Consider the following 12,230-nt stretch of genomic DNA (forward strand, 5'->3'; position numbering starts at 1 on the left):
CTCGGAGGAGTTGAATCAGACGGGTTCGACGCAGCCGGCGTTGTTCGCGGTCGAGGTGGCGTTGTTCCGGCTGTTGGAGTCGTGGGGTGTGCGGCCGGATTACGTGGCCGGTCACTCAGTGGGTGAGATCGCGGCCGCGCATGTGGCGGGTGTGCTGTCGCTGGAGGACGCGGCGAAGCTGGTGTCCGCGCGTGCCGCGCTGATGCAGGCGTTGCCCGCGGGTGGTGCGATGGTCGCGGTCCAAGCGACCGAGGACGAGGTGCTGCCGTATCTGTCCGACGAGGTCGGTATCGCGGCGGTCAACGGCCCGCAGTCGGTCGTGGTCTCCGGCACCGAAGCCGCGGTCGTCGCGATTGGTGAGACCTTCGCCGGTCAGGGTCGTAAGACGTCCCGGTTGAAGGTCAGTCACGCGTTCCATTCACCGCTGATGGATCCCATTGCTGGAGGAGTTCGCCGAGGTCGTCCGTGGTCTGACGTTCAGCGAGCCGCGGATCCCGGTGGTCTCGAATCTGACGGGGGATGTGGCGGAGTCGTACACGCCCGAGTACTGGGTCCGGCACGTCCGTGAGGCGGTCCGTTTCGCCGACGGCGTCCAGACCTTGCACGGCCTGGGCGTGACCACGTTCGTGGAGATCGGTCCCGGTGGCGTCCTCAGCGGCATGGCGCAGGGCTGTGTGGACGAGGCGGTCACCGTCCCGCTGCTGCGCGCCGACCGCCCCGAGCAGCAGGCCCTCGTCACCGCGCTCGCCGAACTGCACGTGCACGGCGTCTCCCCGGACTGGCAGGCGTTCTTCCCCGGCGCCCACCGCGTCGACCTGCCCACCTACGCCTTCCAGCAGCAGCGCTACTGGCTGGAGGCCCCCGAGGCGGAGACGGCCGGCGTGGACGCGGTCGACGCCGAGTTCTGGGCGAGCGTCGAACGTGAGGACGCCCAGTCCCTCGCCGCCACGCTGGGGCTGAGCCCCGACGAACTGGACGTAGTGGTCCCGAAGCTGTCCGCGTGGCGGCGCCAGCGGCGCGAGCGGTCCGTCGTGGACAGCTGGCGCTACCAGCTCGTCTGGCAGCCGCTGAACGGCCTGTCCGCCGGGGACCTCTCCGGCGGCACATGGCTGTTCGCCGCGCCTGAAGGCGACGAGTGGGCCGGGACGGTCCGCGCGGCCCTCGCCGGACGCGGCGCGCACCTGATCCCGCTGCCGGTCGGCGCCGACGCCGACCGCGCGTCCCTGACCGACGAGCTGACCCGGGCCGCAGCCGAAGCCGGCTCGCTCGACGGCGTCCTGTCGCTGCTCGCGACCGACGAGACCGCCTCGCCCGAGCACCCCGCCCTCTCCCAGGGCCTCGCACAGACCGTCGCCCTGGCCCAGGCGCTGGGCGACGCGGGCGTCGACGCGCCGTTGTGGTGCGCCACCCGCGGCGCGGCCGCCACCGGCCGCTCCGACGACGCACCGCTCAGCGCGGAGCAGAACCAGGTGTGGGGCCTCGGCCGCGCCCTGGCCCTGGAGCACGCCCGGCGCTGGGGCGGCCTGATCGACCTGCCCGCGGCCGTCGACGAGCGCGCCGCCGGCCGTATCGCCGCCGTCCTGTGCCAGAGCCCCGACACGGCGGAGGACCAGGTCGCCGTCCGCGCCTCCGGCGTGTTCACCGCCCGGCTCGCCCACGCCCGAAACGGCGCCGGCCGGCCCTGGTCGCCGCGCGGCACCGTCCTGATCACCGGGGGTACGGGTGCGCTGGGCGGGCACATCGCCCGCTGGCTCGCCGGTGCCGGTGCCGAACACCTGGTGCTCACCGGTCGTCGCGGCGCCGACGCGCCCGGCGCGACCGCGTTCAAGGCCGAACTGGAGGCACTGGGAGCACGCGTCACCCTCGCCGTGTGTGACGTCGCCGACCGCGACGCGGTGGCGACGCTGCTCGCCGAGCACACCTTCACCTCCGTCTTCCACGCCGCGGGCGTGGCACAGTTCACCCCCTTCGACGAGCTGACGCCCACCGACTTCGCCCGCACGGTGGCGGCGAAGGCCCGCGGCGCCGCGCACCTGGACGAACTGCTCGGCGAGCGCGAGCTGGACGCCTTCGTCCTCTTCTCCTCGATCGCCGGCGTATGGGGCAGCGGACTGCAGACCGCCTACGCGGCCGGCAACGCCTTCCTCGACGGGCTCGCCGCCCGGCGCAGGGCCCGCGGCCTGACCGCCACCGCGATCGCCTGGGGCCCCTGGGCCGACGGCGGCATGGTCACCGACGCCGACGAGGAGCAGCTGCGCCGCCGCGGCGTCGCCACCCTGCCCGCCGCCCTCGCCGTGACCGCGGTCCAGCGCGCCCTGGACTGCGACGACACCGCGGTCGTCGTGGCCGACATCGACTGGGAACGGTTCATCGGACCGTTCACCCTCGGCCGCCCCAGCGCCCTGCTGTCCGAGCTGCCCGAGGTGCTCCGCGCCGGCACCGCCGCACCGGCCGACGCCGCCACCGGCGTCGCGCCCCTGACGGCCCGGCTCGCCGGACTGCCGGAGGCCGAGCGCACGGCGACCCTGACCGACCTGGTCCGCGCGCACGTCGCGGCCGTCCTGGGCCACTCCTCGGCGGCGGACGTCGAGCCCGAACGGGCCTTCAAGGACCTGGGCTTCGACTCCCTGACCGCCGTCGAACTGCGCAACAAGGTCAACACGGCGACCGGACTCGCATTGCCGCCCACGCTGGTCTTCGACTACCCCAACGCCACGGCACTCGCCCGCTTCCTGCAGAACGAGTTGCTCGGAGCGCAGGCCGACGCGCCGCAGGACCAGCGCGCGGCCGCCGCCGACGACGAACCCATCGCCATCGTGGCGATGAGCTGCCACCTGCCCGGCGGCGTCGACTCGCCCGAGGCCCTGTGGGACCTGGTGACGTCCGGCGGCGACGCCATCTCCGGGTTCCCGTCGAACCGCGGCTGGGACGTCGACGCCCTCTACGACCCCGACCCCGAGCGCCCCGGCACGACGTACGCCCGCGACGGCGGATTCCTCTACGGCGCCACCGACTTCGACGCCGGTTTCTTCGGGATCTCGCCGCGCGAGGCCCTGGCGATGGACCCGCAGCAGCGCCTCCTCCTGGAGACCTCGTGGGAGGCCTTCGAGCGGGCCGGGATCGCCCCCGCACAACTGCGCGGCAGCCGGACCGGCGTGTTCGTCGGCATGGCCTACCAGGGCTACGGAGCCGATGCGCGCCGCACGCCGGAAGGCGTCGAGGGACACCGGCTCGTCGGAGGCGCGTCCAGCGTCGTCTCCGGCCGGGTGGCCTACACCTTCGGTCTCGAAGGCCCCGCCGTCACGATCGACACCGCGTGCTCGTCGTCCCTGGTCGCCCTGCACCTGGCCATGCAGTCGCTGCGCAGCGGCGAGTGCACGATGGCCCTGGCCGGCGGCGTCACCGTCATGGCCAGCCCGAACGTCTTCGTGGAGTTCAGCCGGCAGCGCGGGCTGTCCGCCGACGGCCGCTGCAGGGCGTTCGGCGCGGACGCGGACGGCACCGGCTGGGCGGAGGGCGTGGGCGTGGTGCTCGTGGAGCGCCTCTCCGACGCCGTGCGCAACGGCCACGAGGTCCTGGCGGTGGTACGGGGCAGCGCCGTGAACCAGGACGGCGCGTCCAACGGCCTGACCGCGCCGAACGGGCCGGCGCAGCAGCGGGTGATCCGCCAGGCGCTGGCCTCGGCCGGACTCGCTCCGGGCGACGTGGACGCCGTAGAGGCGCACGGCACCGGGACGACGCTGGGTGACCCGATCGAGGCGCAGGCGCTGCTCGCCACGTACGGGCAGGAGCGGCCCGAAGGGCAGCCGTTGTGGCTGGGCTCGCTGAAGTCCAACATCGGTCACACGCAGGCCGCGGCGGGCGTGGCCGGTGTGATCAAGATGGTGATGGCGATGCGCCACGGCGTCCTGCCGCGGACGCTGCACGCGGACGAGCCGACGCCGCACGTGGACTGGTCGGCCGGTGACGTCCGGCTCCTGACCGAGGCAGTCGCATGGCCCGAGTCGGACCGCCCGCGCCGGGCCGCGATCTCGTCCTTCGGCGTCAGCGGCACCAACGCCCACACCATCATCGAACAGGCCCCCGCCACGGCGGAGCTGCCCCCCACGCCCGACGCCGGGGTACTCGTCCCGTGGGTGCTGTCGGGCAAGGGCGAGCCGGCGCTGCGTGCCCAGGCGGCCCGGCTGGCCGACCACCTCGATGCGAGGGACGGCTGGACGGCCTGCGACATCGGCTTCTCCCTGGCCTCCCGCGAGATGTTCGAGGACCGCGCGGTGCTCCTGGCACAGGGCCCGGACGAGCTCCGGCAGGCCCTCACCGCCCTCGCCACCGGGACGCCGTCGCCCGGAGTGGTCCAGGGCCGGCCGGGAGGCAAGGTCGGTTTCCTGTTCTCGGGTCAGGGTTCGCAACGCCTCGGTATGGGGCGGGAGTTGTACGAGGCGTTCCCGGTCTTCGCCGATGCGTACGACGAGGTGTGTGCGCGGCTGGAGGCGCCGGTCGACGTCGACGCGGAGGTTGTTCCGGCTGTTGGAGTCGTGGGGTGTGCGGCCGGATTACGTGGCCGGTCACTCGGTGGGTGAGATCGCGGCTGCTCATGTGGCGGGTGTGCTGTCGCTGGAGGACGCGGCGAAGTTGGTGTCCGCGCGTGCGGCGCTGATGCAGGCGCTGCCCGCGGGTGGTGCGATGGTCGCGGTCCAGGCGACCGAGGACGAGGTGCTGCCGTATCTGTCCGACGAGGTCGGTATCGCGGCGGTCAACGGTCCCCAGTCGGTTGTCGTCTCCGGTGTCGAGGGTGCGGTCGTGGCCGTCGGTGAGGCCTTCCGTGAGCGGGGTCGTAAGACGTCCAGGTTGAAGGTCAGTCACGCGTTCCATTCGCCGCTGATGGATCCCATGCTGGAGGAGTTCGCGCAGGCCGTCAGCGGTCTGGTCTTCAACGAGCCGCGGATTCCCGTCGTTTCGAACCTGACCGGCCGGCTGGCCGAGCCGTACACCCTGGCGCAGGCCTGCGCGGACGACGCGGTCGCCGTACCCCTCCTGCGCGGTGACCGCCCCGAGCAGCAGGCCCTCGTCACCGCCCTCGCCGAACTGCACGTGCACGGCGTCTCCCCGGACTGGCAGGCGCTCTTCCCCGGCGCCCACCGCGTCAAGCTGCCGACCTACGCCTTCCAGCGCGAGCGCTTCTGGCTGGAAGGGGACGAGGACCCGGCAGCCGACGGCACCCCGGCCGACCCGGCGGACTCCGGTTTCTGGGACAGCGTGGAACGCGAGGACGCCCAGTCCCTCGCGGCGACTCTGGGCGTCAGCGCGGACGCCTCGCTGAGCGCGATCCTGCCCCGGCTGTCAGCGTGGCGCCGGCAGCGCCGCGAGCAGTCCGTGGTCGACGGCTGGCGCTACCGCGTCACGTGGAAGCCGCTCGGCGCGCTCCCGCAGCCCGGCGCGTCCGGGACCTGGCTGCTCGTCGTGGCCCGGGAGAGCGAGTGGACCGACTCGGTGCGCACCGCGCTCGGCGGGCGCGGCCTGGAACTGGTGACGCTCGTCGCCGGGCCCGGCACCGACCGCGGGACGCTGGCCCGCGAACTGGCCGGCGTCGGCCCGGTGGCCGGCGTGCTGTCCCTGCTCGCCGAGGACGAGAGCGCCTCGGCCGGTCACCCCGGCCTGTCGCACGGCCTCGCCGCGAGCCTCTGCCTGGTACAGGCGCTCGGCGACGCGGGTGTCGACGCCCCGCTGTGGTGCGCCACGCGCGGCGCCGTGGCCACCGGCCGCTCCGACCGCGCGGACCGCCCGCTGCAGTCGCAGGTGTGGGGCTTCGGCCGGGCGGCGGCGCTGGAACACCCGCAGCGCTGGGGCGGACTGCTCGACCTCCCCGAGCTGCTGGACGCCCGTACCGCGGCCCGCGTGGCCGCCGTCCTCGGCCAGGCGGCCGAGGACCAGGTGGCGGTCCGCGCCTCGGGCGTCTACGGGCGCCGGCTCGTCCGGGCCGCCCGCGCCACCGGCCCCGCCCAGGGGTGGTCACCGCGCGGCACGGTGCTGATCACCGGCGGTACGGGTGCGCTGGGCGGACATGTCGCCCGCTGGCTCGCCGGTGCGGGCGCGGAGCACCTGGTGCTCACCAGCCGCCGCGGTCCCGCGGCGCCCGGCGCCACGGAACTCGTCGCGGAGCTGGCGGAGCTCGGCGCGGCCGCGACCGTCGTGGCCTGTGACGCGGCCGACCGTGAAGCCCTGCGGGCGCTGCTGGCCGAGCATCCCGTCAACGCCGTCGTCCACGCCGCGGGCGTCGGCGACCACGTCATGATCGAGGACTCCGACCCGGCCGGGTTCGCCGGCACGGTGGCGGCCAAGGCCGCGGGTGCCACGCACCTGGACGAACTGCTGGCCGGTCAGGAGCTCGACGCGTTCGTCATGTTCTCCTCGGGCGCCGGTGTCTGGGGCGGCGCCGGCCAGGGCGCCTACGCGGCCGCCAACGCCTACCTGGACGCCCTCGCCGAGTACCGGCGGGCACACGGGCGCACCGCGCTCGCCGTCTCCTGGGGCGGCTGGGCCGAGGGCGGCATGGCCGGCGTCGGCGACGGAGAGGAGATGCTGCGTCGCCGCGGCCTGCCCCCCATGCGGCCCGCCCTCGCGATCTCCGCGCTCCAGCAGGCCGTGGCCGACGACGAGACCGCCCTCACCGTCGCCGACTTCGAGTGGGAGCGGTTCATCGGCCCGTTCACCGTCACCCGCCCCAGCGCCCTGCTCTCCGACGTGCCCGAGGCACGCCGTGCCCTGGAGGCTCCGGTCTCCGGCGGCGCCGAGGCCGGCAACGCGCTCGCCGCGAAGCTGACCGGGCTGCCGACAGGGGAGCAGGACCGCACGCTGGTGGACCTCGTGCGCACGCACGCGGCCGCCGTGCTCGGCCACGACGGTGCCGCGGCGGTGGAGCCCGGCCGGGCGTTCAACGACCTCGGCTTCGACTCGCTCACCGCCGTCGAACTGCGCAACAAGCTCACGGCCGACACCGGCCTGAAGCTGCCCACCACGCTGGTCTTCGACTACCCGAACGCCACGGCCCTGGCCCGGTTCCTGCGCGCCCAGCTGCTCGGTTCGCAGGGCGCCACGCAGCCCGAGCAGCGCACGGCCGCCGCCGACGACGAGCCGATCGCGATCGTGGCGATGAGCTGCCGCCTGCCCGGCGGCGTCGGCTCGCCCGAGGACCTGTGGCAGCTCGTGACGTCCGGCGGCGACGCGATCTCCGGCTTCCCCGAGGACCGCGGCTGGGACATCGAGAACCTCTACGACCCCGACCCGGGCACCCCGGGCAAGACGTACGCGCGCGACGGCGGCTTCCTCTACGACGCGGGCGACTTCGACGCGGCGCTGTTCGGGATCTCGCCGCGCGAGGCGCTCGCGATGGACCCCCAGCAGCGCCTGCTGCTGGAGGCCTCGTGGGAGGCGTTCGAGCGGGCCGGAATCGACCCGGCCTCCCTGAAGGGCAGCCGCACCGGCGTGTTCGTCGGAATGTCCTACCAGGGCTACGGCGCAGGCCTCCCGCAGGTCCCGGAAGGCGTCGAGGGCCACCTGCTCACCGGCGGCGCCGCGAGCGTCGTCTCCGGACGCGTGGCCTACTCGTTCGGCCTGGAGGGCCCGGCCGTCACCGTCGACACGGCGTGCTCGTCGTCCCTGGTCGCCCTGCACCTGGCCATCCAGTCGCTGCGGGGCGGCGAGAGCACGATGGCCGTCGCGGGCGGTGTGAACGTCATGGCCGTACCGGCCGCGTTCGTGGAGTTCAGCCGGCAGCGCGGGCTGTCCGCCGACGGCCGCTGCAAGGCGTTCGGGGCCGGCGCGGACGGCACCGGCTGGGCGGAGGGCGTGGGCGTGGTGCTCGTGGAGCGCCTCTCCGACGCCGTGCGCAACGGCCACGAGGTCCTCGCGGTCGTGCGGGGCAGTGCGGTCAACCAGGACGGCGCGTCCAACGGCCTGACAGCCCCCAACGGACCGGCGCAGCAGCGGGTGATCCGGCAGGCCCTGGCCTCCGCCGGGCTCACCGAGGCCGATGTCGACGCGGTGGAGGCACACGGCACGGGCACCGCGCTGGGTGACCCGATCGAGGCGCAGGCGCTGCTCGCCACGTACGGCCAGGAGCGGCCCGAGGACCGGCCGTTGTGGCTGGGTTCGCTGAAGTCCAACATCGGTCATGCCCAGGCGGCGTCCGGCGTGGCCGGTGTGATCAAGATGGTGATGGCGATGCGCCACGGCGTCCTGCCGCGGACGCTGCACGCCGATGAGCCGACGCCGCACGTGGACTGGTCGGCGGGCGCGGTGCGGCTGCTGGCCGAGGCCGTCGACTGGCCGGAGACGGGCCGCCCGCGCCGGGCCGCGATCTCGTCCTTCGGCGTCAGCGGCACCAACGCCCACACCATCATCGAGCAGCCCCCGGTGGCCGAACCCGCCGCCGTCGCACCGGTCGAGGTCGCCTCGGCGACCGTGCCGTGGGTGCTGTCCGGCAAGTCCGAGGCCGCGCTGCGCGCCCAGGCCGAGCGCCTGCTGTCCCTCACCGCCGAGGGCGCCGAACCGTCCCCCACGGACGTCGGCTTCTCGCTGGCCACCACCCGGGCCGCCCTGGAGCACCGCGCCGCCGTGGTCGGTGCCGACCACGGCCGGATCGCCGAGGGCCTGCGCGCCCTGGCCTCGGGGGCACCCGCTCCCGGCGTCGTGCTCGGCCGCGTCGGCACGGGCCAGGTCGGGTTCCTGTTCTCCGGGCAGGGTTCGCAACGTCCGGGCATGGGGCGGGAGTTGTACGAGGCGTTCCCGGTCTTCGCGGAGGCGTACGACGAGGTGTGCGCCCATCTCGACCGGCACCTCGACCGGCCGCTGCGGGACGTCGCCTTCGGCCGGAGTGGCCACGAGGACGGCGAGGAGCTGAACCGCACCGCCTTCACCCAGCCCGCGCTGTTCGCGCACGAGGTCGCCGTCCACCGCCTGCTGGAGTCGTGGGGCGTCAGGCCGGACTACCTGGCCGGGCACTCCGTGGGCGAGATCGCGGCCGCGCACGTGGCCGGGGCCCTGTCGCTGGAGGACGCGGCCGCACTGGTGACGGCCCGTGCCGCGCTGATGCAGGCCCTGCCCGCCGGCGGGGCGATGATCGCCCTCCAGGCCACCGAGGACGAGGTACTGCCGCACCTGACCGACGACGCCGGCATCGCGGCGATCAACGGCCCGCGGTCCGTCGTGGTCTCCGGGGCCGAGGACGCCGTCGCGGCCGTGGCGGACGTCTTCACCCGACAGGGCCGCAAGACCTCCCGGCTCACCGTCAGCCACGCGTTCCACTCGCCGCTGATGGAGCCCGTGCTGGAGGACTTCGCCCGTGTCGTCGGCGGTCTGCGCTTCGAGACGCCCCGCACACCGGTCGTCTCCAACCTCACCGGTGAACTCATCGACACCTACACGGCGGACTACTGGGTCCGGCACGTCCGCGAGACCGTGCGCTTCGCCGACGGCATCCGGACCCTGGGCGAGCTGGGCGTGACCACGTTCGTGGAGACCGGCCCCGGCGCGGTGCTGAGCGCCCTGGTCCAGGGCTGCCTGGACGACGCGGTAACCGTCGCCTCCACACGGTCCGGCAGCCCCGAGCCCGAGGCGGTCACCGGCGCCGTGGCCCAGCTCCACGTGCATGGCGTCCCCGTCGACTGGCGGGCCTTCTTCGCCGGCCGCGGCGCCCGGCGCGCCGACCTGCCGACCTACGCCTTCCAGCACCAGCGGTACTGGCTGGAGACCACCGCGCCCACGGCCGCCGCCGGCGGGGGCACCGACGCCGTGGAGGCCGGGTTCTGGGAGACGGTGGAGCGCGAGGACGTCCAGTCCCTCGCCGCCACCCTCGACCTGCCCGCCGAGCAGCTGGACGCGGTGCTGCCCCGGCTGTCCGCGTGGCGCCGGCAGCAGCGCCGCGAGTCCGCCGTGGAAGGCTGGTCCTACCGCACGGGCTGGAAGCCGCTCAGTGGTCTGCGGGCGCACCGACTGCCGGGCGACTGGCTGTTCCTGGCCACCGAGAACACCGAGAACACCGAGAACACCGACGACACCGATGCCGTCGAGTGGACCGCCGCCGTCGCCGACGGGCTCGCCGCTCGCGGGGCCCGGCTGGTCCGGGTGACGGTCGACCCGGCCGCCGACCGCGACGCACTCCTGCGACAGCTCGGCGACGCCGTCCGCAAGACCCCGGTCGACGGTGTGATCTCCCTGCTCGGCACCGACGAGCGGCCCCACGCCGGACACCCGGCCCTCTCCGTCGGCACCGCGCTCACCCTCGCGCTCGTCCAGGCCCTGGGCGACGCGGGCATCGACGCCCCGCTGTGGGCGCTGACCAGGTCCGCCATGTCCACCGGCCGGACGGACGCCGCGCCGAGCGCCGCCCAGAACGCCGTATGGGGCCTCGGCCGGGTCGCCGCCCTGGAGCACGCGCCGCGCTGGGGCGGTCTGATCGACCTCCCGGACACGGTCGACGACCGGGTCGCCGGCCGCCTCGCCGCGGTGCTCGGACAGTCGGCCGAGGACCAGGTCGCGATCCGCGCCCGCGGCGTGTTCGGCCGCAGGCTCTCCCACCCCGCCGCCCGCCGGAACACCCGGGCCGGGCAGCGGTGGTCGCCGCGCGGCACGGTGCTGATCACCGGCGGTACCGGTGCGCTGGGCGGCCACGTCGCCCGCTGGCTCGCCGGTGCCGGTGCCGAACACCTGCTCCTCACCAGCCGCCGCGGCCCCGACGCGCCGGGTGCGGCGGATCTCGTCGCAGAGCTGGAGGCGACGGGTGTCCGGGCGACCGTCGCCGCGTGCGACGTGGCCGACCGGGCGGCGCTCGCCGCGCTGCTCGCCGAGCACCCGGTGAACGCCGTCGTCCACACGGCGGGCGTGGACCACCTGGAGCCGCTGGAAGCCATGACGCCGGACGCCTTCGCCGACGTGCTGTCCGCCAAGGCGGCCGGCGCCCTGCACCTCGACGCGCTCCTCGCCGGCCGGGAACTCGACGCCTTCGTCCTCTTCTCGTCCATCGCCGGCGTGTGGGGCAGCGGCTACCAGGCCGCCTACGGGGCGGCCAACGCCCTGCTCGACGGACTCGCCGAACGCCGGCGGGCCCAGGGGCTGCCGGCGACCGCCGTGGCCTGGGGCCCGTGGGCCGGTGGCGGCATGGCCGAGGGCGACGGCGCGGACGAACGACTGCGCCGCCGCGGCCTGATCCCGATGCCCGCCGCGCTCGCCGTGGCCGGCCTCCGACAGGCGCTGGACTCCGGCGAGGCCACCACCATGGTGGCCGACGTCGACTGGGAGCGGTTCCTGCCCCCGTTCACCGTGGGCCGCCCCAGCGCCCTGCTCGGCGACCTCCCGGAGGCCGAACGGATCCTCACCGCGGGCAGCACCGTGGGCGGCCCCCGCACGGCCGCCGCCTCGCCCCTGGCCGACCGCCTCACCGGGCGGCCCGAGACCGAGCAGCACGCGCTGCTGGTCGACCTCGTCCGCAGACACGCGGCGGCCGTCCTCGGCCACAGCGGCACCGGCGAGATCGAGGCCGACCAAGCCTTCAAGGACCTGGGCTTCGACTCCCTGACCGCCGTCGAACTGCGCAACAGGCTCAACGCCGAGACCGGCCTCGTACTGCCCGCCACGCTGGTCTTCGACCACCCCAACGCCCAGGCACTCGCCCGGCAGCTGCGCACCGAGCTCACCGGCCTCACCACCACGGCCGCGCCGGAAGCGGCCGCCGCGCCCGCCGAGGACGACGACCCCGTCGCGATCGTCGGGATGGCGTGCCGGTATCCGGGCGGGGTGCGTTCGCCCGAGGACCTGTGGCAGCTGGTGGCCTCCGGCGGTGACGCGGTCGGCGAGTTCGGCAGCCGTACCGGTGTCTTCGTCGGCTCCGGCTACCAGGACTACGCCGCCCAGGCCTTCCACGCGGTCGACGACTCCGAGGGCTTCTTCGGCACGGGCAACTCCGCGAGCATCATGTCCGGCCGCATCGCCTACACCCTCGGTCTGGAAGGACCGGCCGTCACCGTCGACACTGCGTGCTCCTCGTCGCTGGTGGCGCTGCACTGGGCGGTCCAGGCCCTCCGCAACGGCGAGTGCTCCATGGCGCTGGCCGGCGGCGTGATGGTCATGTCCACCCCGCGGGCCTTCGTGGAGTTCAGCCGGCAACGCGGATTGTCCGCCGACGGCCGCTGCAAGGCCTTCGGCGCCGGGGCCGACGGCACCGGCTGGGCCGAGGG

General features: G+C 74.8%; 1 protein-coding gene and 1 pseudogene. Both read left to right on the forward strand.

Going from position 1 to position 12,230, the window contains the following annotated elements:
- Positions 1-4,580 (forward strand): annotated as a pseudogene (locus tag IO33_RS54380) (SDR family NAD(P)-dependent oxidoreductase); the annotation flags it as partial.
- The coding region (locus IO33_RS54385) for a type I polyketide synthase (protein WP_425348007.1) at positions 4,543-12,230 on the forward strand (7,688 nt) is incomplete at its 3' end. The pseudogene IO33_RS54380 and the gene IO33_RS54385, both read left to right, overlap by 38 nt.

It is taken from the genome of Streptomyces durhamensis, from assembly GCF_000725475.1.
Classification (GTDB): domain Bacteria; phylum Actinomycetota; class Actinomycetes; order Streptomycetales; family Streptomycetaceae; genus Streptomyces; species Streptomyces filipinensis.